A 21,335-nucleotide genomic window follows, 5' to 3' on the forward strand; every position below is an offset into this window, starting at 1 on the left:
GTAAAGCGGGCTTCAAGTCCGCCGGAGGCCGCTAGAAGGGACGGAACTCGTCGTACTCCTGCTGGGCGGAGTCACCGCGCCGGGCCTCCTTCTCCTTGCGGCGCTGCGTGGCCGGACGCGGGGCCTCCATGCGGTGGTCCTCACCGCGGCGGCCCAGCATCTCGGCGCCGGCCATCATGGTCGGCTCCCAGTCGAAGACGACCGCGTTGTCCTCGGAGCCGATGGCGACGCCGTCGCCCGCCTTGGCACCGGCCTTCTTCAGCGCGTCCTCGACACCGAGGCGGTTGAGCCGGTCGGCGAGGTAGCCGACGGCCTCGTCGTTGTTGAAGTCGGTCTGGCGCACCCAGCGCTCCGGCTTCTCGCCGCGCACGCGGTACACGTCCTCGACCTCGTCGTAGGCGACGGTGAAGCCGGCGTCGTCCACGGCCTTCGGCCGGATGACGATACGGGTCGCCTCCTGCTTGGGCTTGCGGGCGCGCGCCTTGGCCACGATCTCGGCGAGGAAGTAGGAGAGCTCCTTCAGGCCCGTACGGGCGACCGCGGAGACCTCGAAGACCTTGTAGCCGCGGGCCTCCAGGTCCGGGCGGACCATCTCGGCGAGGTCCTGGCCGTCGGGGATGTCGACCTTGTTCAGCACGACGAGGCGGGGGCGCTTCTCCAGGCCGCCGCCGTAGAGCTTGAGCTCCTCCTCGATGAGGTCGAGGTCGCCGACCGGGTCGCGGTCCGACTCCAGGGTCGCGGTGTCCAGGACGTGCACGAGGACCGAGCAGCGCTCGACGTGGCGCAGGAACTCCAGGCCGAGGCCCTTGCCCTGGCTGGCGCCCGGGATCAGGCCGGGGACGTCGGCGATGGTGTAGACGGTCGAGCCGGCGGTGACCACGCCCAGGTTCGGGACCAGGGTGGTGAAGGGGTAGTCCGCGATCTTCGGCTTGGCGGCGGAGAGCACCGAGATCAGCGAGGACTTTCCGGCGCTGGGGAAGCCGACGAGCGCCACGTCGGCGACGGTCTTCAGCTCCAGGACGATGTCGCCCGTGGTGCCGGGGACGCCGAGCAGCGCGAAGCCGGGGGCCTTGCGGCGGGCGGAGGACAGCGCCGCGTTGCCGAGGCCGCCGCGGCCGCCCTCGGCGGCGACGTACGTGGTGCCCTGGCCGACGAGGTCGGCGAGGACGTTGCCCTCCTTGTCGAGGACGACCGTGCCGTCCGGCACGGGCAGGATCAGGTCCTGGCCGTCCTTGCCGGAGCGGTTGCCGCCCTCGCCGGGCTTGCCGTTGGTGGCCTTGCGGTGCGGGCTGTGGTGGTAGTCCAGCAGGGTGGTGATCGCCTGCTCCACCACCAGGATGACGTCACCGCCGCGGCCGCCGTTGCCGCCGTCGGGTCCGCCGAGGGGCTTGAACTTCTCCCGGTGAACGGAGGCGCAGCCGTGGCCCCCGTTACCCGCGGCGACGTGCAGCTCGACGCGGTCCACGAAGGTGGTCATGGGTGTTCCTCCAGATACATACGGGAATGTCCCGGGCAGGCCTTGCTGCCCATTAAACGTGTCTATGTGACAACGCGCCGAGGGCGGACCTCTCTTCCCGGCATCCGCCGGGAAGAGCTGAGATCCGCCCTCGGGGTGTTACGAACGCTTGTGATTCAGCAGGAGCTGGATCAGGCGGCCGGAACGATGTTGACGACCTTGCGGCCACGGTGCGTGCCGAACTGCACGGCACCGGCCTGCAGCGCGAACAGCGTGTCGTCGCCACCGCGACCGACACCCGCACCCGGGTGGAAGTGGGTGCCGCGCTGGCGGACGAGGATCTCGCCGGCGGAAACGACCTGACCGCCGAAGCGCTTCACGCCGAGCCGCTGAGCGTTGGAATCGCGCCCGTTCCGGGTGGACGATGCGCCCTTCTTGTGTGCCATGTCTCAGTCCCTCTTACTTCGCAGCCGCGGGGATACCGGTGACCTTGATCGCCGTGTACTGCTGACGGTGACCCTGGCGACGGCGGTAGCCGGTCTTGTTCTTGTAGCGCAGGATGTCGATCTTGGCGCCCTTGTGGTGGTCCACGACCTCGGCCTGGACCTTGATGCCGGCCAGGACCCACGGGTCGCTGGTCACGGCGTCGCCGTCGACAACGAGCAGGGTCGAGAGCTCGACCGTGTCGCCAACCTTGGCAGTGGAAATCTTGTCAACCTCAACGATGTCGCCGACAGCAACCTTGTGCTGGCGACCACCGCTGCGCACGATGGCGTACACGCGGATCTCTCTCTCACTCGGGGCGGATACTCCTGAAGCCAGCCGCTCACGCGGGCCGGGGCCCACGGTGATCCGGAGTTGGACGAGCGGCCTCTCCCGTGTCCCGTCCGCTTGCGCGGAGAGTGCGGGAGGAAGGTGCTCAGGAGCGCGGCGCGCGCTGCACGGTAAACGTCCAGGACACGCCGACGGTCTAGGTTACGGGGCCGGTCCGAGAGGGTCAAACCGGGCCCCGCGCGCCCGTGGGGCCCCACCTCTCGGCGGGACCCCACGGACCGTGGACGATCAGGCCTCGGCCGGGGCCGAGACGGACGGCGGGGTCTGCTGCTCCGCCGCCGCGGTCTTCTTCGTCGTCCGCTTCGCGGCGGTCTTCTTGACCGTCGTCGTCTTCTTCGCGGCCGTCTTCTTGGCGGCCGCCGCCTTCTTGGCCGGGGCCTTCTTCGCCGTGGCCGCCTTCTTGGCCGGAGCCTTGCGGGCGGTCTTCTTGGCCGGCGCCGGGGCCTCGGCCTCGGCGTCCGCCTCGGCCACGGGCTCGGCAACGGCCTTGGCCTCGGCCTCGGCCGGAGCGGCCGGCTCGGCCGCAGGGGCCTCGACGACCACGATGGCGGCCTCGGCCGCACCGGCCGGTGCGGTGGCCTTGCGGACGGCGCGACGGCGCGGACGCGCCGGGGCGGCCTCCACGACCGGCTCGGGCTCGGCCACGGGCTCCGCGACGGCCTCCGCCACGGGCTCGGGCTCCGCGACCGGCTCGGGCTCGGTGACGGCCTCCACGACCGGCTCCGGCTCAGCGGCGACCGGCTCCGCCTCGGCCGGAGCTGCCGGCTCGGGGGCCGCAGCGGTGGCCTTGCGGGTCGCCCGGCGGCGGGTACGGCCCTTCGGCGCGGGCTCCTCGGCCACCGGGGCGGCCTCGACCGGAGCGGCCTCGACCGTCTCCACGGCCTCCACGGCCTCGGTGACGACCTCGGCGGCCGGCTCCAGCACCGTGTCGGCGGGCTCGGTCACCGGCTCGTCCAGGACGACCGGGGTCACCGGCGCCGGGGCGGCCTGCCGCTCGCCGCCGCGCGGGGCGCCCGCCGGAGCGGTCGCCTTGCGGGTGGCACGGCGACGGTTGCGCCGTCCGCTGATGCCCGCCGCGGCCTCGGCCTCGGCCGGGCTGCTGTACAGCTCCTCGCCGGGGACGAACGCCGGCTCCGGCAGCGCCCGCGGCGCGGCGGCCTCGGCGGCCACCTCGGCCTCGGTCTCGGTCTCGAACGCCTCGGCGTCGACGGTCTCGGCCGTCTCCAGCTCGTGCTCGTGCTCGTGCTCCAGGGCACGGCCGCCACGGCGCTTGGCGCGCTTGCCGTTGCCCCCGCCGCCGGCCGCGGCCGGGGTGTCCATGTGGACGATGACACCGCGGCCGTTGCAGTGGACGCAGGTCTCGGAGAAGGACTCCAGCAGCCCCTGGCCCACCCGCTTGCGGGTCATCTGGACCAGGCCGAGCGAGGTGACCTCGGCCACCTGGTGCTTCGTACGGTCGCGGCCCAGGCACTCCAGCATGCGCCGCAGCACCAGGTCGCGGTTGGACTCCAGGACCATGTCGATGAAGTCGATGACGACGATGCCGCCCAGGTCGCGCAGCCGCAGCTGGCGCACGATCTCCTCGGCCGCCTCCAGGTTGTTGCGGGTGACGGTCTCCTCGAGGTTGCCGCCCTGACCGGTGAACTTGCCGGTGTTGACGTCGATGACGATCATCGCCTCGGTCTTGTCGATCACCAGGGAGCCGCCCGAGGGCAGCCACACCTTGCGGTCGAGCGCCTTGGCGAGCTGCTCGTCGATCCGGTACGTCGCGAAGACGTCCACCTCGGAGGTCCAGCGCGACAGCCGGTCGGCCAGGTCCGGGGCCACGTGGGACACGTAGCCGTGGATGGTCTCCCACGCCTGGTCACCGCTGATGATGACCTTGGAGAAGTCCTCGTTGAAGATGTCGCGCACGACGCGGACGGTCATGTCCGGCTCGCCGTACAGCAGGCTCGGCGACGAGGTCGTGATCTGCTTCGACTTCTTCTGGATGTCCTCCCACTGCGCCTGCAGACGCTCGACGTCGCGGCGCAGCTCGTCCTCGCTCGCGCCCTCGGCGGCGGTGCGCACGATGACGCCCGCGTCCTCGGGGACGATCTTCTTCAGGATGGTCTTCAGACGCGCGCGCTCGGTGTCGGGCAGCTTGCGGCTGATACCGGTCATCGAGCCCTCGGGCACGTAGACCAGGTAGCGGCCGGGCAGCGAGACCTGGCTGGTCAGGCGGGCGCCCTTGTGGCCGATCGGGTCCTTGGTGACCTGCACCAGGACCGACTGGCCGGACTTGAGGGCGGACTCGATGCGGCGCGGCCCGTTGGCCATGCCCAGCGCCTCGAAGTTGACCTCGCCGGCGTACAGGACGGCGTTGCGGCCCTTGCCGATGTCGATGAAGGCGGCCTCCATCGACGGCAGCACGTTCTGGACCTTGCCCAGGTAGACGTTGCCGACGTACGAGGTGGCCTCTTCCTTGTTGACGTAGTGCTCGACGAGCACGTTGTCCTCGAGGACGCCGATCTGGGTGCGCTCGCCGGCCTGGCGGACGACCATCACGCGCTCGACGGCCTCGCGGCGGGCCAGGAACTCGGCCTCGGTGATGATCGGCACGCGGCGGCGGCCCTGCTCGCGGCCCTCGCGGCGGCGCTGCTTCTTCGCCTCCAGGCGGGTCGAGCCCTTGATGGACTGGACCTCGTCGGACGGCTCGGCCTTCTCGCGGGCCGGGCGCGGCTCGCGGACCTTGACGACGGTGCGGACACCGTCCTCCTCGCCCGCCTCGACCTCGGCGGCGTCACCGCTGCGGCGGCGGCGACGGCGGCGACGGCGGCTGGAGGAGGAACCGAGGGCCTCCTCGGCCTCCTCGTCCTCTTCCTGCCCGTCCTCCTCGTCGGCGGCCTCGGCCTCTTCCTCCGTGCCCTCGTCGAGGTCGGCGGCCTCACCGCGGCGACGGCGACGGCCACCGCGACGGCGGCGGCGCGAGGGGCGGTCGCCCGACTCGTCGGCCTCTTCCTCGTCGAGCTCGGCGGCCTCGGCCTCCGGCTCCTCCTCGGCGAACTCGGCCTCGGACGGGGCCACGGGCTCGGCGGCGCCACGACGGCGACGGCGGCGGCCCGCGGGCTGGGCGGCGGCGGGGGCCTGGACCTCGGCGACGGTCTCCGCCTCTTCCTCCTCGGCCTCCTCCTCCGCCTCGACGGCGGCGGCTGCGGCAGCGGCGGCGAGGGCGGCCGTCTCGGGGGTCTGGAACATCGGCTCGGCGAAGACCGGGGCCTGGAAGACGGCCACGGCCGGACGCGCGGCACGGCGGGCGGCGCGGTTGGGGGCGGGCGCCTCCGGCTCGGCGGCGGCCTCGGGCTGCGCGGGAGCGGCGGCGGCCGCGGCCGGGGCGGCGGCGCGGGTGGCGCGGCGGCGGCCGCGCTTCGGGGCGTCCACGGCGTCGGCGACGGTGACCGCGCGGGTGGCCGCCTTGGGGGCCTCCTCCACGACGGGGGTCTCCTCGGCGGGCTCCTCCACCACGACCGCGGCGGCCTCGGTGGCGGTGGGGGCGGCCACGGCACGGGTGGCGCGGCGGCGGGTGCGCGGAGCCGCAGCGGCCGGAGCCTCCTCGGCGACGGCCGGAGCGGCGACGGCCTCGACGACCACCTCGGCCGGCTCGGCGGCGGCCGGAGCGGCCACCGCACGGACCGCACGGCGACGGGCACGCGGAGCCGCAGCGGCCGGAGCCTCCTCCGCCACGACGGGCTCCACAGCGGCAGGGGCGGCAGGGACGGCAGCGGCCTCGACGGCAGCGTCGGCCGGAGCGGCCACGGCACGGACCGCACGACGGCGGGCACGCGGAGCCGCAGCGGCCGGAGCCTCCTCCGCCACGACGGGCTCCGCAGTGGCGGGGGCCTCGGCGGCGGGCGCCTCGGGGGCGGCCACGGCGCGGGTGGCACGGCGGCGGCTGCGCGGGGCCGCAGCGGCCGGAGCCTCTTCGGCGGCGGCCGGGGCGGCCGGGGACTCCACGACCAGCTCGACCGGCTCGGCGGCGGCCGGAGCGGCCACCGCACGGACCGCACGACGACGGGCACGCGGGGCCGGAGCGGCCGGAGCCTGCTCGGCCCCCACGGCCTCGGGGGCGGCGGCTGCCGCGGCGGCGGGCGCCTCGGCGGCGACACCGCCGGGCGGGCCGGCGGGCCGGGAAGCCGCGCGGCGACGCCTGCGCGGGGGCAGGTTGTCGCTGGGGCTGCCGGTGTCGGCGGCGGGGGTGTTCTCGTTCTCGTTCTCGAGCATGCGGGCGGTTCTCCCGTCACGCTCCCGGGCGCCGCGGCTGACGTCCGGTCCGGCACGGCTCCGCGCGAAGTACGCGGGGCCGGCCTCCGGGGCGCGTTCGCCACACGGGAGCTGTAGTCCATGGCCGCCGGTTCCGTACGTCTTGTCCGTACGGCCTGGCGGAAGTCTTCAGGTCTGTGCGCTGCCCGACCCAGGTGGCTCCCGAGTTCCAGGGCGGCGCGACGACGACGATCCCTACGCGGCGGGACCTTCCGGCGCCTTCGCGTCGGCGTTCACGGCGGCCGTGGGTGGGGCGGCCGTGTCAGCCTCGCGGTCGGGCGCGAGCGGGTCGGTCACCGTGCCGGACTCCTCGTCGAAGAGCCCCTGCGCCAGCCTGGTCACCGCAGCGGGGACCGGCGGCGCCAGGTCGGCCACAGCGTGGAGACCGGACAGGACGTCGTCGGGTCGCACGGCAGGTGTCAAATGCCGAACAACCAGCCGCAGTATCGCACAGGCCTGGTCCAGCGGCCTATCAACCTGGGCCGGAAGGGCTTCGAGGCTGACGACCGCGCCGCGGGTGTCGAAGGTCCGCACGCCGTTCTTGGTGCGGCGCTGCACCTCCACCGTCTCGGCGGCGAGGAACACCTCCACCGCGCGCTGGGCCTCGGCGGGCTCGACGCCCTCCAGGCGCAGCTCCCAGACCGAGGCCGTCAGCCGGTCCGCGAGCCCGGAGGTGCGGGCCTCGACGGCGTCGACGATGTCGAGGCCGAGCGGCATCGACTCGTCGAGCAGCTTGCGCAGCGTCTCGGGGTCGCGGGGCGCGGCGAGGGCGATCTCCAGGTACTCGGCCTCGCTGCCGGTGCCGGTCGGTGCGGCGTTCGCGTACGAGACGCGGGGGTGCGGGGTGAAGCCGGCCGAGTACGCCATGGGTACCTCGGCGCGGCGCAGGGCGCGCTCGAAGGCGCGCTGGAAGTCTCGGTGGCTGGTGAACCGGAGGCGGCCACGCTTGGTGTAGCGCAGTCGGATGCGCTGCACCACCGGTGCGGGGGGCGGGCCTTCGGGCTGTCGCTTGCCCAGTGGTTCTTCTCCTTGTGCGGGGCGTCGCGGCTCGCGCGTCGCCCTGAGGTCTGTCGACCCGTCCGGCTCACCCCCGCCGGCGGGGCGGGGAGATCTCGGGAGCGGGTGCCGCGTCGGCGGCTGTCGTACTACCCAGAGTACGCGCCCGTGACCTCGCCGGTTCCCCTGGCTCAGCTCGGGGAGGCGCCTCCGCCGAAGAGCGCCCGCCGCACCTCGGCCCGGGCCTCCCCGACCGCGGCGCGGGCGGCGCGCCACACCTGGCGCAGGGCGTGCCCGACGGGGGTGAGCACCTGACGGCGGAACCGGGCGAGCGGGCGGGCGACGCAGCCGCGCCACAGCCACCGCAGTCCGCGCCCGAGGGCCCGGGTGATCCGGCCGGCGAGGTGCCAGGCGGGGGCCAGCACGTTGCGCACGAGGAGGACGAGGGGCGGCACGAGGACGTGCACCACCACCCAGGCCGCCCCGCGCCCGAGCGGCAGGACGGCGTACCGCCACAGCCCCGTCCAGGGCCAGACGAACACCAGCAGGCAGGCCCCCCGCAGCAGCCACCGCACCCCGTGCCCGAACGGGGTGAGCACCCGCCGGTACAGCCAGGCCAGCGGCGGGGCGACGAGGTCGCGCAGCACCCATCCGAGCCCGGCGCCCACGGGCGCGAGCACGTACCGTCCGCAGGCCAGCACCACCCAGGCGGCCCCCAGCCCGAGGGGCCGCAGCAGGTACCGGTACGCGGCGCTCCCGGCCGGGGCGACGGCGTACCGCCACAGCCCCACCCAGGGCCAGTAGAGGACGGCCGCCCCCAGCGGCCGCACCGCGTACCGCCACAGCCGCACGAGCAGCCACCCGAGGCCGTTGCCCAGCGGCGCGAGCACGTGCCGCCCGGCAGCCCGCGCACAGGCCGCACCCAGGTCCCACACCATCCGCACGGGCAGCACCACCAGCACGGCCACGACCTTCACGGGCACCCTGACGACTCCCGTCAGACACCCGTCGCCACCCTGCGGGGCCCGCGGCTTCTCGATATCCATGCCGCTAAGGACACCAGACGGCGCCGGGCCGTTGCGCCGCCGCGGGGCGATTGCGGTGCTCAGACGCGTGCGCCCCTCACCGGAACCGGTGAGGGGCGCACGGGCAAAGCCTCAGATCACTTCACGACCGACAGCGGCAGAAGCTTCTTGCCGGTGGGGCCGATCTGGATCTCCGTCTGCATCTGGGGGCAGACGCCGCAGTCGAAGCACGGGGTCCAGCGGCAGTCCTCGACCTCGGTCTCGTCGAGGGCGTCCTGCCAGTCCTCCCACAGCCAGTCCTTGTCCAGGCCGGAGTCCAGGTGGTCCCAGGGGAGCACTTCCTCGTACGTGCGTTCGCGGGTGGTGTACCAGGCCACGTCCACGCCGTGGGCGGGCAGGGTCTTCTCCGCCGCCTGCATCCAGCGGTCGTAGGAGAAGTGCTCGCGCCAGCCGTCGAAGCGGCCGCCGTCCTCGTAGACCGCGCGGATCACTTCGCCGATGCGGCGGTCGCCGCGCGAGAGCAGGCCCTCGACGATGCCCGGCTTGCCGTCGTGGTAGCGGAAGCCGATGGAGCGGCCGTACTTCTTGTCACCGCGGATCTTGTCGCGGAGCTTCGCCAGGCGGGCGTCGGTCTCCTCGGCGGAGAGCTGCGGGGCCCACTGGAACGGGGTGTGCGGCTTCGGGACGAAACCGCCGATCGAGACGGTGCAGCGGATGTCGTTCTGGCCCGAGACCTCGCGGCCCTTGGCGATGACGTTGATCGCCATGTCGGCGATCTGCAGGACGTCCTCGTCGGTCTCCGTCGGCAGGCCGCACATGAAGTACAGCTTCACCTGGCGCCAGCCGTTGCCGTAGGCGGTGGCCACCGTGCGGATCAGGTCCTCTTCCGAGACCATCTTGTTGATGACCTTGCGCATGCGCTCGGAGCCGCCCTCGGGGGCGAAGGTCAGACCGGAGCGGCGGCCGTTGCGGGTCAGCTCGTTGGCCAGGTCCACGTTGAACGCGTCGACGCGGGTCGAGGGCAGCGAGAGGCCGATCTTGTCGTCCGTGTAGCGGTCCGCGAGGCCCTTGGCGATGTCCGCGATCTCGGTGTGGTCCGCCGAGGACAGGGAGAGCAGGCCGACCTCTTCGAAGCCGGTCGCCTTCAGGCCCTTCTCCACCATCTCGCCGATGCCGGTGATGCTTCGCTCCCGCACGGGGCGCGTGATCATGCCGGCCTGGCAGAAACGGCAGCCGCGGGTGCACCCGCGGAAGATCTCGACGGACATCCGCTCGTGGACCGTCTCGGCGAGCGGGACCAGCGGCTGCTTGGGGTAGGGCCACTCGTCGAGGTCCATGACGGTGTGCTTGGAGACGCGCCACGGAACGCCGGAGCGGTTCGGCACGACACGGCCGATGCGGCCGTCCTCCAGGTACTCCACGTCGTAGAAGCCCGGGATGTAGACACTGCCGGTCTTCGCGAGGCGCAGCAGCACCTCCTCGCGCCCGCCCGGACGGCCTTCGGCCTTCCAGGTGCGGATGATCTCGGTCATGTCGAGGACGGCCTGCTCGCCGTCGCCGATGATCGCCGCGTCGATGAACTCCGCGATCGGCTCCGGGTTGAAGGCCGCGTGGCCGCCCGCGAGGACGATCGGGTGGTCGACCGTGCGGTCCTTCGCCTCCAGCGGGATGCCCGCGAGGTCCAGGGCCGTGAGCATGTTGGTGTAGCCCAGCTCCGTGGAGAAGGACAGGCCGAACACGTCGAAGGCCGAGACCGGGCGGTGGCTGTCGACGGTGAACTGCGGCACCTGGTGCTCGCGCATGAGGGCTTCGAGGTCGGGCCACACCGAGTAGGTGCGCTCGGCCAGGACGCCCTCGCGCTCGTTCAGTACCTCGTAGAGAATCATGACGCCCTGGTTGGGCAGGCCCACCTCGTACGCGTCCGGGTACATGAGCGCCCAGCGGACGTCACACGCGTCCCAGTCCTTGACGGTGGAGTTCAGTTCACCGCCGACGTACTGGATGGGCTTCTGCACATGCGGGAGCAGAGCTTCGAGCTGTGGGAAGACCGACTCGGACATCACGCGACTTTCGTGAAGCGGGCAGGGGGCGACTCTCAAGCGTACCTTGAGGCCCGGCCGCCGTTCTCCACGTGATCATTTCCGGGCTGCCTTCGACCTGCGGCGCGCGGCCTTGGCCCAGATGGCCGGAAGCCGGTGTTCCAGGCGGGCGGACCGGCCTTCCTCACGGCCGTGGAGCAGCCCCCAGGTGAACGCGGACTCCCCCGCGTCGGACGCCTGGGCGCTGAGGCCGAGCAGGGCCTCGCGGGCCACGACCCCGTCGCGGTGGTCGCCGAGCAGGCTCTGCACCGACTTGGCGGCCTTGGCCAGCCGCCGGGCGGGCTTGCCGAGGGCGGGGGCGGCCGCCTCGGCGGCGTAGCGGGCGCGTTTGGCGGCCTTGCGGGCCTCGTGGAGGGCACGGTCGCGTTCCTCGCCCGGGTCGAGGGCGAGGGCGGCGCCGACCCGGTCGGCGAGCCGGTCCCAGTCGCGCAGGACGGCCTTGCGCAGCGGCCCGGCCGCGGGCCGGGCGGCGGCGGGGCGCAGGGGCGGGGCGGCGAGGAGGGCGTCGAGGGAGTCGAGGAGGTCCAGGTAGCGGTCGGCGTCGAGGGCGGCGACGGCGCGGCGGCGGGTGCGCGAGCGCCGGGTGGAGTTCCAGGCGCGGAGCCGGTCGCGGACGGGGCCCACGCGCAGGGCGGGCGGGAGTTCCGCGAGGCGGCCGCGCAGCAGTTCGAGGAGGACTTCGCGGTCGCGGTCGGCGCCGAGTTCGGCGGCGAGCCAGCGCAGCTCGTCGCGGAGGGGGTCGGTGGTGGTGCGGTCGAGGACCTTGCGGTGGGTGGCCAGGGCGCTGCGCAGGCGGCGGGTGGCGACGCGCATCCGGTGGACGGAGTCGGGCAGGTCGCGGCGGACGGCGGGGTCCTGGGCGATGAGGGTGTCGCGCTGTTCGCGCAGGTACGCCAGGACGTGCGCGCCCGCCGTCCCGTCGGCGGGGCCGGGGTCGGGGCGGGCGGGCGGGGCGGCGCCGGTGGCGGCGAGGGCGCGGGCGAGTTTGGAGGGGGCGCCGGAGGGGCGCAGGCCGGCCTCGGCGAAGCGTGCTTCGACGGCGTCGAGGAGGGCGGGGCCGGCGGCGTCGGCGAGTTCGACCTCGACCTCGGTCCAGGCGGTGGCGGCGCCGGCGCGGTCGGCGCGGACGGAGTCGGTGCACAGCTGCGCGAGGAGGGTGCCGTCGGCGTCGAGGAGGTCGCGGGTGTGGCGTTCGGAGCGGAGGCGGACCTGGGGTGCGAGGGCGGAGCGGCGGGTGCGGGAGCGGGCGAGGGCGGCGAGGCCGGGCGGGAGGGTGTCGGAGAGGGGGGCGTGGACCTCGTCGCGCACGCCGGGGGCGACGGGGAGTTTGAGGTGCCAGCCCGCGTCCTCGCCGCCGGTGCGGCGGCGCAGGGTGAGGCCGGCGGCGGCGAGTGCCAGGCCGGGGGTGTCGTAGTAGACGGCGTCGAGGCGGGCGGTGCCCCGGTCGCGGACGGAGGCGATCCCGGCGGTCCCGGTCAGGTCGGGCACCTGCGGCCGGGCGGGCCCGGCCTTCTTCCCGTCCCGCTTCGCCCGCTTGCCATGGCCCGGGGAACCCCCGGGGCTCCCCTGACTCCCGGTGAACTCGAATTTCCGCTCGATCTCGCGATGGGTGTCCGCCATGGATCGAATCTAGTCCCGTTCCGGGGCGGTGGCAGGGCGCTGCGCACTGCGGCTCGAAGCGTCCGGCGCACCGCCCGGATCAGGCCGACATCGGGCGTTGCACCCTTATCGACTGGAGCAGCCCGACGGCGACCCAGACGGCGAACATCGAGGAGCCGCCGTAGGAGACGAAGGGCAGTGGCAGGCCGGCGACGGGCATGATGCCGAGGGTCATGCCGATGTTCTCGAAGGCCTGGAAGGCGAACCAGGCGATGATCCCGGCGCAGACGACGGTCCCGTACAGCTCGGGGGTCTCGCGGGCGATCACGCAGGCCCGCCAGAGGATGACGCCGAGCAGGACCAGGATCAGCCCGGCTCCGACGAAGCCCAGCTCCTCGCCCGCGACGGTGAAGACGAAGTCGGTCTGCTGTTCGGGGACGAACTGGCCGGTGGTCTGGGAGCCCTTGAAGAGGCCGGAGCCGAGGAGGCCGCCGGAGCCGATGGCGATGCGTGCCTGGTTGGTGTTGTAGCCGACGCCGGCGGGGTCGAGTTCGGGGTTGGCGAAGGCGGCGAAGCGGTTGATCTGGTATTCGTCGAGGACGCCGAGCTGCCAGATCAGGACGGCTCCGGCGGCGCCGGAGGCGAGCAGGCCGACGACCCAGCGGTTGGAGGCGCCGGAGGCGAGCAGCACGCCGAGCACGATGACGACCATGACCATGACGGAGCCGAGGTCGGGCATCAGCATGACGATGCCCATGGGGGCGGCGGCCAGGCACAGGGCCTTGACCACGGTGCGGTGGTCGGGGTGTTCGAGGTCGCCGGCGTCGACCCGGGCGGCGAGCAGCATCGCCATGCCCAGGATGATGGTGATCTTGACGAACTCGCCGGGCTGGAGGGAGAAGCCCCCGCCGATGACGATCCAGGCGTGGGCGCCGTTGATGGTCGAGCCGAGCGGGGTGAGGACGGCCAGGACGAGCACCAGGGAGAGCCCGTAGAGGATCGGCACGGCTCCGCGCAGGGTGCGGTGGCCCAGCCAGATCGTTCCGATCATCAGTACGAGGCCGATGCCGGTGTTCATGGCGTGCCGGGTCAGGAAGTAGTACGGGTCGCCCTGGTTGAGGCTGGTGCGGTTGCGGGTGGCCGACCACACCAGCAGGGCGCCGAGGAAGGACAGGGCGAGGGCGGACAGCAGTATCGGCCAGTCGAGCCGGCGCAGGACGGAGTCCCGTGCGGTCAGCTTGGCGACGGCCCCGCGCTCGGGCGCGTACCGGGAGACGGAGAACTTGTTGGCGGTCTGCATCGGCCTCAGTCCTGCTTGTGCGCGGGCGGGGCCGGCGGGCCGGCGAGGGCGGGCGGTACGTCCTCGGGGGACGGCGGTACGTACGGCCGGATCTCGGGGGCGTCGATGGAGCCGTCCGGCTGGATGGCGGGCAGAGCGGCCTCGGGCTTGGGGAGCAGGGCCTTGGAGAGGTCCTGCTTGCCGGCCATGTCGAGGCCGTAGATGGCGTTGTAGATGTTGCGCACGGCGGGGCCGGAGGCGCCGGAGCCGGTGCCGCCCTGGGAGATGGTCATGACGATGGTGTAGTCGTCGGTGAAGGTGGCGAACCAGGAGGTGGTCTGCTTGCCGTAGACCTCGGCGGTGCCGGTCTTGGCGTGCATGGGGATCTGCTTCTGCGGCCAGCCGCCGAAGCGCCAGGCGGCGGTGCCGCGGGTGGCGACGCCCTCCAGTGCTTCGCTTATCTGCTGCCGGGTCTTCTCGTCCATGGGCAGTTTGCCGTGGGCCTGCGGCTTGATCTCCTCGACCTTCTTGCCGTCGGCGCTGACGACCGCCTTGCCGATGGTCGGGTTCCACAGGGTGCCGCCGTTGGAGATGGCGGCGTAGATGGTGGCCATCTGGATGGGGGTGACGAGGGTGTCGCCCTGGCCGATGGAGTAGTTGACGGCGTCACCGGCGCGCATGAGGTTGCCTTCGAGGCAGTTCTCGTAGGAGAGCAGCTCGACGTAGGTGCCGCCCTTCTTGCCGGTCTTGCACCACTGGTCCTTGTTGGCTTCCCAGAAGCGCTGCTTCCAGGCACGGTCGGGGACGCGGCCCTTCTCCTCGCCGGGGAGGTCGACGTGGGTCTCGGCGCCGAGGCCGAACTGGTGGGCGGTCTTGTAGAAGATCTCCGCCGGGTTCTTGACCGGGTGGAGGCCGCCGTCCTTGAGCCACTGCTGGTGGCCGAGGGCGTAGAAGACGGTGTCGCAGGAGACTTCGAGGGCCTGGCCGAGGGTGATGTTGCCGTGGCCCTGGGACTCGAAGTTCTTGAAGACCTGGCCGCCGATGGAGTACGAGCTGGGGCAGGGGTAGCTGCCGTCGAAGGGGTATCCGGCGTTGACGGCGGCGGTGGTGGGGATGACCTTGAAGATGGAGCCGGGGGCGGCCTGGCCCTGGATCGCCCGGTTCATCAGCGGGACGTTGGACTCCTTGGCGGTGAGCTTGGCGTAGTCCTTGCCGGAGATGCCGCCGACCCAGACGTTGGGGTCGTAGGTGGGGTTGGAGGCCATGGCGACGACCCGGCCGGTCTTCGATTCGAGGACGACGACGGCTCCGGCGTCGGCCTTGTAGGGGACGCCGGTGTTGCGGTCGATCTGCTTGCGGGCCTCGACCATGGCGGCGTTGAGCTCGTACTCGGCGACGCCCTGGACGCGGGCGTCGATGCTGGTGACGAGGTTGGCGCCGGGGACGGCGGGGTCGTTCTCGGCCTGGCCGATGACGCGGCCGAGGTTGTCGACCTCGTAGCGGGTGACGCCGGACTTGCCGCGCAGCTGCTTGTCGTAGGTGCGTTCGAGGCCGAAGCGGCCGACCTGGTCGGAGCGCAGGAACGGCGAGTTGGTGTTCTTGGCCTTGATGATCTCGTCGTCGGTGACCGGGGAGAGGTAGCCGAGGACCTGGCCGGTGTTGGCTCCGCCGGGGGCCGGGTAGCGGCGTACGGCGGTGGGTTCGGCGGTGATGCCGGGGAAGTCCTCGGGGCGTTCGCGGATCTGGAGGGCCTGCTGGGTGGTGGCCTCGAGGGTGACCGGGATCGGCTGGTAGGGGGAGCCGTTCCAGCAGGGCTGGGGGGTCTTGGAGTCGCAGAGCCGGACCTTGTCCATGACGTCCTGCGGCTTCATGTCCAGCACCCCGGCGAGACGGGTCAGTACGCCTTTGCCCTTGTCCTTTATCTTCATCAGCTCGGTGCGGCTGGCGGAGACGACGAGCCGGGTCTCGTTGTCGGCGAGCGGGATGCCGCGGGCGTCGAGGATGGAGCCGCGGACGGCGGGCTGGACGACCTGCTGGACGTGGTTGTTCTTGGCCTCGTCGGAGTACTCCGCGCCGTTGCGGATCTGCAGGTACCAGAGCCGTCCGCCGAGGGTGAGCAGCAGCGAGAAGACGAGCACCTGGAGGATGACGAGCCGGATCTGCACCCGGGGGGTGCGGCCGGTCTCCGGAATGTTGGTCACTACTGCTCCCCCGTCACAGCTTCCTGACGCTCTTCACGCCCTTGACACCTTTGACGCCTTTGACGCCCTTTATGCGGCCGGCCCGGTTGGCGCGGCCGCGCGCGGTCATCATCCGCAGGCCGCCGCGCTGGCTGCCGATGCGCAGGCCGGTGCCGCCGGCCAGCCAGCCGGAGGCGACGTCCTTGCCCTGCGGGGGGCCGCCGCCCGCCTCGACGGCCATCGGGTCGTTCTCGGCGCGGCGGGCCAGGGCCATGATGAACGGCACGGTGAACGGCGCGAGCAGCAGGTCGTAGAGGGTCGCGGTGAACAGCAGACCGACCAGGCCCACGTGGCGGGCGGCGGTGTCGCCGACGAGGGCGCCGACGCCCGCGTAGAGGAGGGTGGAGCCGATCGCGGCGGCGACGACGGTGAGCATCGGCCCCCAGGCGGAGCGGAAGCGGCCGTTGTCGGGGCGGGCGAGGCCCACGAGGTAGCCGACGAGGCACAGGACGAGGGCGTACCGTCCGGCGGCGTGGTCGGCGGGCGGGGCGAGGTCGGTGAGCAGGCCGGCGGCGAAGCCGATGAGGGCTCCGCTGACGTGTCCGTAGACCAGGGCGAGGGCGACGACGGTCAGCAGGACGAGGTCGGGCACGGCTCCGGGCAGCTGGAGCCGGCCGAGGACGGTGACCTGGATGACGAGGGCGACGGAGACGAGCGAGCCCGCGAGCAGGATCCGGTTGATGCGCATGGCGGTCAGCTCCTACTCGTCGGCCGGCTTGCCGGAGACGCTGGCGGAGGGGGACGGGGTGACCGTGACGGTGACCGTCGGGGTGGGCTTGGGCGGCTCGGGCTTGGGCGGCAGGACGGCGTCGCGGGGGTCCTCGCGCGGGGGCATGACGACGACGCCGACGATGTCGAGGCGGGAGAAGCCGACGAAGGGGCGGACCCAGACGGTGCGGGTCAGGTCGCCGCGCGAGGGGTCGACCTTGACGACCTCGCCGATCGGGACCCCGGGGACGAAGGGCTTGTTGGCGCGGGAGCCGAAGGTGACGAGGCGGTCGCCGGGGTTGATCTTGGCGCGGCCGTTGAGCATCTGGACGGAGAGGGCGCGGTCGCCCTGGCCGGTGGCGAAGCCGAGTTCGCCGGTCTTCTCCAGGCGGGTGCCGACGGTGAAGCCGGGGTCGTTGGCGAGGACGACGGTGGAGGTGTCGGGGCCGACGGTGGCGACGCGGCCGACGAGCCCGTCGCCGTTGAGGACGGTCATGTCGCGTTCGATGCCGTCCTTGCTGCCGGCGTCGATGGTGACGGTCCAGGAGAAGCCCTGGGCCGCTCCTATCCCGATGACCTCGGCACCCTTGATGCCGTACTGGCCGGCGCCGGCCCGCTTGAGCATTTCGTCCAGCTCGTGGATGCGGCTGCGGGTCCGGTCGTCACTGCCCAGTTTGATCTTCAGGGCGGTGTTCTCGCGCTCCAGGTCCGTGAGCCGGTTGTGGCGCTTGTCGGAGTCGCGGACGGCCCCTATCGCGTTGGCGACCGGGTCCACGGCGGTCGCGACGCCCTCCTCGACCGGGCCGAAGACGGCGGCGGCGGCCCGCCGGGCGCCGTCGACCGGCGAAGCCTCTCCCGCTCTGATGTCCACCGTGATCAGCGCGAACGCGATGGCGATCAGCAGTACCAGGAGCAGCCGGCTCTCTCGTGTGTCCCTCACGTGCGGCGGCCGTGCCTTCCTCGTAGAAACTCGTGCGGCGGAACCGTTCCGGCGGAGCCGGGGCTCTGCGGACTGTGCCTGTATATCAACGATCCGCCGCACGGGCGCGACAGCACCCGTACGGCGGATCCTTGTGTTCCACATGCCCCGTTACGGGGATTTGATCACCGCCGGGGCTGGGCGTCCAGGACCTGCTGGAGGGCCTCGAACTCCTCGACGCACTTGCCGGAGCCGAGGGCCACGGAGTCGAGGGGGTCCTCGGCGATGTGGATCGGCATGCCCGTCTCGCGGCGCAGCCGCTCGTCCAGGCCGCGCAGCAGGGCGCCACCGCCGGTGAGCACGATGCCGCGGTCCATGATGTCGCCGGAGAGCTCCGGCGGGCACTTGTCGAGGGTGGTCTTCACCGCGTCCACGATGGCGTTGACCGGTTCCTCGATGGCCTTGCGGACCTCGGCCGCGGAGATGACGACCGTCTTCGGCAGGCCGGAGACGAGGTCGCGGCCGCGGATCTCGGTGTGCTCGTCCTTGTCGAGGTCGTACGCCGAACCGATGGTGATCTTGATCTGTTCGGCGGTGCGCTCGCCCAGGAGGAGGGAGTACTCCTTCTTGATGTGCTGGATGATCGCGTTGTCCAGCTCGTCGCCGGCCACCCGGATGGACTGCGCCGTGACGATTCCGCCGAGGGAGATGACGGCGACCTCGGTGGTGCCGCCGCCGATGTCCACGACCATGTTGCCGGTGGCCTCGTGGACGGGCAGGCCCGAGCCGATGGCGGCGGCCATGGGCTCTTCGATGATGTGCACCTGGCGGGCGCCCGCCTGCGTGGACGCCTCGATGACCGCGCGGCGCTCCACTCCGGTGATGCCGGAGGGCACGCAGACCACCACGCGCGGACGCGCCAGGTAGCGACGCTTGTGGATCTTGAGGATGAAGTACCGGAGCATTCGCTCGGTGATCTCGAAGTCGGCGATCACGCCGTCCTTGAGGGGGCGTACGGCGACGATGTTGCCGGGCGTGCGCCCGATCATCTTCTTCGCCTCGGAGCCGACCGCCAGGATGCCGCCGGTGTTCGTGTTGATGGCGACCACGGACGGCTCGTTCAGGACGATTCCCCGGCCCCTCACGTACACCAGCGTGTTGGCGGTCCCGAGGTCGATCGCCATGTCACGGCCGATGAACGACATGTTGTTCCCCTTGTTCCCCATGAGGAGCGTCTGGCCTTCCAGTTGATAGCGGCTGCTGTCAGGTCGGCGAGGTGGGTGTGTGGGTGGAGGCCCCATCGTAGTGCCGCAGGTACGGACATCGCGCGACGGGACTCCGGCAATCCCGCCGGAACGGATACCCGCCCCCTTAGTGGTGACGTCGTGTCCTGTCCATGCGTTCCCGAGCGGCGCCGGCAATACCGAAGGGCGACCGAAATTACTTCGGTCGCCCCAGGTCGTGAGCGCTATTCGGCTGATGTCGCGTCAGAAAGGAATGCCCGCGACGGGTCAGAGAGCGGGGAAGAACAGCTTCAGCTCGCGCTCCGCGGACTCCTCGGAATCCGAGGCGTGGATCAGGTTCTCCCGGGTGATGGAGCCGAAGTCGCCCCGGATGGAGCCGGGCGCGGCGGCGATCGGGTCGGTGGGTCCGGCCAGCTGGCGGACACCCTCGATCACACGTTCCCCTTCCACCACGAGGACGACGACCGGGCCGCTCGACATGAAGCCCATCAGGGGCTCGTAGAAGGGCTTGCCCTTGTGCTCGCCGTAGTGGGCCTCCAGGGTCTCCTGGTCCAGCGTGCGCAGCTCCAGCGCCGGAATCGTCCAGCCGGCCTTCCGCTCGATACGGCCGATGATCTCGCCGATCAGGCCACGGCGGACGGCGTCCGGCTTGAGGATGACGAGCGTGCGCTGGGTCATGTTCCAACTCCTTGCGGCATACGGGTGCGGTAGGGCGAATCTACAGGGCCGTTAAGGGGACCCGTCACGCAGCGTCAGCCTCGGCCTGACGGGCGGCCCAGCTCGCCTTGATGGCGTCGATCCGCCGGCCGTAGTGCACCGAGCACCACCACAGGGCCGCGAAGACCGCGCCCAGGAAGAACATCGTCGGGACCACGAACCCGCTCGCGATCAGGCCGATCTGCAGCGCCCAGCCGAGCTCCACCGCGCCGCGGCGCGACAGCATCCCGCACAGCAGCACCGACAGCAGCATCGTCACGCCGCAGACCGTCCACACCGCGGTCTGGGTCAGGTCAGGGTTCTTCATGGCCACCAGGCCCGCGAAGCCGACGACGAAGAATTCACCGATCAGCGTGCTCGCGCAGAGCGTGCGCATCGATCCCTCAGCCCCTCTTGAACAGCAGGCGCGCCTCGCCCACCGTGATCACGGAACCGGTCACGAGGACTCCGGCCCCTCCGTATTCGGCCTCTTCCTCCGCCAGGGTGACGGCCGCCTCCAGGGCGTCGTCCAGCCGCGGCTCCACCTGCACCCGGTCGGGGCCGAAGACCTCGACCGCGATGGCGGCCAGCTCGTCCGCGCCCATCGCCCGGTGGCTGGTGTTCTCGGTGACCACGACCTCCGCGAAGATCGGCTCGAAGGCCTCGAAGACGCCCTTGACGTCCTTGCCCTCGCTCGCCGCCACCACACCGATCAGCCGGCTGAAGCCGAAGGCCTCGGTCACGGCCTCCGCGGTGACCTGCGCCCCCGCCGGGTTGTGCGCGGCGTCCAGGATCACCGTCGGGCTGCGGCGCACGACCTCCATGCGGCCCGGCGAGGTCACCGAGGCGAAGGCCTGCCGCACCGTGTCCGCGTCCAGCTGGCGCGCCTGCTGCCCGCCGACGCCGAAGAAGGCCTCGACGGCGGCCAGCGCGACCGCCGCGTTGTGCGCCATGTGGGCGCCGTACAGCGGCAGGAAGATGTTGTCGTACTCGCCGCCCATCCCGCGCAGGGTGAGCATCTGGCCGCCGACCGCCACCTCGCGGGAGACCACGCCGAACTCCATGCCCTCGCGGGCCACGGTCGCGTCGACCTCGACGGCCCGCTTCAGCAGCACCTGCGCGGCGTCCACCGGCTGCTGCGCCAGGATCACGGTGGCGTCCTGCTTGATGACGCCGCCCTTCTCCTGGGCGATCTCGCCGGGCGTGGAGCCCAGCCGGTCCGTGTGGTCCAGGCTGATCGGGGTGATCACCGCGACCGAGGCGTCGATCACGTTGGTGGCGTCCCAGGTGCCGCCCATGCCGACCTCGATCACGGCCGCGTCCACGGGCGCGTCCGCGAAGGCCGCGTACGCCATGCCCGTGAGGACCTCGAAGAAGGACAGCCGGAAGTCCTCGGCGGCGTCGACCATCTCCACGTACGGCTTGATGTCGTGGTAGGTCTCGATGAAGCGCTCGGCGCTGATCGGCGCCCCGTCCAGGCTGATCCGCTCGGTGACGGACTGGACGTGCGGGCTGGTGTAGCGGCCGGTGCGGAGCTCGAAGGCGTTCAGCAGGGCCTCGATCATGCGGGCCGTGCTGGTCTTGCCGTTCGTACCGGTGACGTGGATGGTCGGGTAGGCGCGCTGGGGCTGGCCCAGGACGTCCATCAGCGCCTCGATGCGGCTGACGGAGGGGTCCAGCTTGGTCTCGCCCCAGCGGGTGGAGAGCTCCTGCTCCACCTCCAGCAGCGCCTTGGCCACCTCGGGGTCCTCGGGGCGGGCGGGCACGGGGTCGCCCGTGGGCGGGCCGGCCTGGGCGCGCAGGGTGCGGCTGCCGGCCTCGATCACCGCCAGGTCGGGGTCTCGGTCGGCTTCTTCCGCCACTATCTGGTCGAACTCGTCGAACGTGCCGTCGCGGTCGCGGTCCTGGCCCTCGGGCTGCTGCTCACTCACAGCCCCCAGT

At 72.2% G+C, this 21,335-nt stretch carries 16 protein-coding genes; all 16 read right to left on the reverse strand.

The window, feature by feature from the left end:
- Positions 1–31: 31 nt before the first annotated feature.
- Positions 32–1,477: a GTPase ObgE gene (gene obgE, locus B4U46_RS12315; RefSeq protein ID WP_079426907.1), complete on the reverse strand. Its 1,446-nt coding sequence runs from the start codon at positions 1,475–1,477 to the stop codon at positions 32–34.
- A 170-nt stretch (positions 1,478–1,647) separates the two neighbouring features.
- Positions 1,648–1,902, reverse strand: a complete 255-nt coding sequence (gene rpmA / locus B4U46_RS12320; protein WP_008738950.1) for a 50S ribosomal protein L27 — start codon at positions 1,900–1,902, stop codon at positions 1,648–1,650.
- Positions 1,903–1,915: 13 nt separating this feature from the next.
- Positions 1,916–2,236 carry a 50S ribosomal protein L21 gene (gene rplU / locus B4U46_RS12325; RefSeq protein ID WP_042812502.1) on the reverse strand — a complete coding sequence of 107 codons (321 nt, stop codon included), beginning with the start codon at positions 2,234–2,236 and terminating at the stop codon, positions 1,916–1,918.
- A gap of 282 nt (positions 2,237–2,518) precedes the next feature.
- Entirely contained in the window at positions 2,519–6,550 is a 4,032-nt protein-coding gene (locus tag B4U46_RS12330) for an Rne/Rng family ribonuclease (RefSeq protein WP_079426909.1), read from the reverse strand.
- Positions 6,551–6,784: 234 nt separating this feature from the next.
- Complete coding sequence (locus B4U46_RS12335) at positions 6,785–7,564, reverse strand: TIGR03936 family radical SAM-associated protein (RefSeq protein ID WP_079431717.1); 780 nt, start codon at positions 7,562–7,564, stop codon at positions 6,785–6,787.
- A 212-nt stretch (positions 7,565–7,776) separates the two neighbouring features.
- The gene (locus tag B4U46_RS12340) at positions 7,777–8,631 is read right to left on the reverse strand and encodes a hypothetical protein (RefSeq protein ID WP_079426911.1); all 855 of its coding nucleotides are present in this window, start codon (positions 8,629–8,631) and stop codon (positions 7,777–7,779) included.
- Positions 8,632–8,747: 116 nt separating this feature from the next.
- Positions 8,748–10,670 (reverse strand): TIGR03960 family B12-binding radical SAM protein, encoded by a 1,923-nt coding sequence (locus tag B4U46_RS12345; protein ID WP_079426913.1) that lies wholly within the window; start codon positions 10,668–10,670, stop codon positions 8,748–8,750.
- 75 nt (positions 10,671–10,745) lie between these two features.
- Positions 10,746–12,329 carry a CYTH and CHAD domain-containing protein gene (locus tag B4U46_RS12350; RefSeq protein WP_079426916.1) on the reverse strand — a complete coding sequence of 528 codons (1,584 nt, stop codon included), beginning with the start codon at positions 12,327–12,329 and terminating at the stop codon, positions 10,746–10,748.
- A gap of 79 nt (positions 12,330–12,408) precedes the next feature.
- Positions 12,409–13,608 carry a rod shape-determining protein RodA gene (gene rodA / locus B4U46_RS12355; protein WP_079426918.1) on the reverse strand — a complete coding sequence of 400 codons (1,200 nt, stop codon included), beginning with the start codon at positions 13,606–13,608 and terminating at the stop codon, positions 12,409–12,411.
- Between the two features lie 5 nt (positions 13,609–13,613).
- Positions 13,614–15,788 (reverse strand): penicillin-binding protein 2, encoded by a 2,175-nt coding sequence (gene mrdA / locus B4U46_RS12360; RefSeq protein WP_079426920.1) that lies wholly within the window; start codon positions 15,786–15,788, stop codon positions 13,614–13,616.
- A 13-nt stretch (positions 15,789–15,801) separates the two neighbouring features.
- Positions 15,802–16,515, reverse strand: a complete 714-nt coding sequence (gene mreD / locus B4U46_RS12365; RefSeq protein ID WP_079426922.1) for a rod shape-determining protein MreD — start codon at positions 16,513–16,515, stop codon at positions 15,802–15,804.
- Positions 16,516–16,527: 12 nt separating this feature from the next.
- Complete coding sequence (gene mreC, locus B4U46_RS12370) at positions 16,528–17,475, reverse strand: rod shape-determining protein MreC (protein WP_079426924.1); 948 nt, start codon at positions 17,473–17,475, stop codon at positions 16,528–16,530.
- 164 nt (positions 17,476–17,639) lie between these two features.
- Complete coding sequence (locus B4U46_RS12375; RefSeq protein ID WP_008738981.1) at positions 17,640–18,659, reverse strand: rod shape-determining protein; 1,020 nt, start codon at positions 18,657–18,659, stop codon at positions 17,640–17,642.
- Between the two features lie 306 nt (positions 18,660–18,965).
- Positions 18,966–19,376 carry a nucleoside-diphosphate kinase gene (ndk, locus tag B4U46_RS12380; RefSeq protein ID WP_079426925.1) on the reverse strand — a complete coding sequence of 137 codons (411 nt, stop codon included), beginning with the start codon at positions 19,374–19,376 and terminating at the stop codon, positions 18,966–18,968.
- Positions 19,377–19,440: 64 nt separating this feature from the next.
- The gene (locus B4U46_RS12385) at positions 19,441–19,791 is read right to left on the reverse strand and encodes a DUF4233 domain-containing protein (protein ID WP_079426927.1); all 351 of its coding nucleotides are present in this window, start codon (positions 19,789–19,791) and stop codon (positions 19,441–19,443) included.
- Positions 19,792–19,798: 7 nt separating this feature from the next.
- Positions 19,799–21,325, reverse strand: coding sequence for a bifunctional tetrahydrofolate synthase/dihydrofolate synthase (folC, locus tag B4U46_RS12390; protein WP_079426928.1), 1,527 nt, complete (start codon positions 21,323–21,325; stop codon positions 19,799–19,801).
- Positions 21,326–21,335 lie beyond the last annotated feature (10 nt).

Origin of the sequence: Streptomyces katrae, from assembly GCF_002028425.1 — a bacterium.
Classification (GTDB): Bacteria; Actinomycetota; Actinomycetes; order Streptomycetales; family Streptomycetaceae; genus Streptomyces; species Streptomyces katrae_A.

Excerpts from the sequence above, each read along its gene's own strand:
- mreD (WP_079426922.1), bottom strand. The coding sequence starts at position 16,515 with ATGCGCATCAACCGGATCCTGCTCGCGGGCTCGCTCGTCTCCGTCGCC.
- B4U46_RS12345 (WP_079426913.1), bottom strand. The coding sequence starts at position 10,670 with ATGTCCGAGTCGGTCTTCCCACAGCTCGAAGCTCTGCTCCCGCATGTG.
- B4U46_RS12330 (WP_079426909.1), bottom strand. The coding sequence starts at position 6,550 with ATGCTCGAGAACGAGAACGAGAACACCCCCGCCGCCGACACCGGCAGC.
- B4U46_RS12340 (WP_079426911.1), bottom strand. The coding sequence starts at position 8,631 with ATGGATATCGAGAAGCCGCGGGCCCCGCAGGGTGGCGACGGGTGTCTG.
- rodA (WP_079426918.1), bottom strand. The coding sequence starts at position 13,608 with ATGCAGACCGCCAACAAGTTCTCCGTCTCCCGGTACGCGCCCGAGCGC.
- ndk (WP_079426925.1), bottom strand. The coding sequence starts at position 19,376 with ATGACCCAGCGCACGCTCGTCATCCTCAAGCCGGACGCCGTCCGCCGT.
- B4U46_RS12375 (WP_008738981.1), bottom strand. The coding sequence starts at position 18,659 with ATGTCGTTCATCGGCCGTGACATGGCGATCGACCTCGGGACCGCCAAC.
- rpmA (WP_008738950.1), bottom strand. The coding sequence starts at position 1,902 with ATGGCACACAAGAAGGGCGCATCGTCCACCCGGAACGGGCGCGATTCC.
- obgE (WP_079426907.1), bottom strand. The coding sequence starts at position 1,477 with ATGACCACCTTCGTGGACCGCGTCGAGCTGCACGTCGCCGCGGGTAAC.
- B4U46_RS12350 (WP_079426916.1), bottom strand. The coding sequence starts at position 12,329 with ATGGCGGACACCCATCGCGAGATCGAGCGGAAATTCGAGTTCACCGGG.
- B4U46_RS12385 (WP_079426927.1), bottom strand. The coding sequence starts at position 19,791 with ATGCGCACGCTCTGCGCGAGCACGCTGATCGGTGAATTCTTCGTCGTC.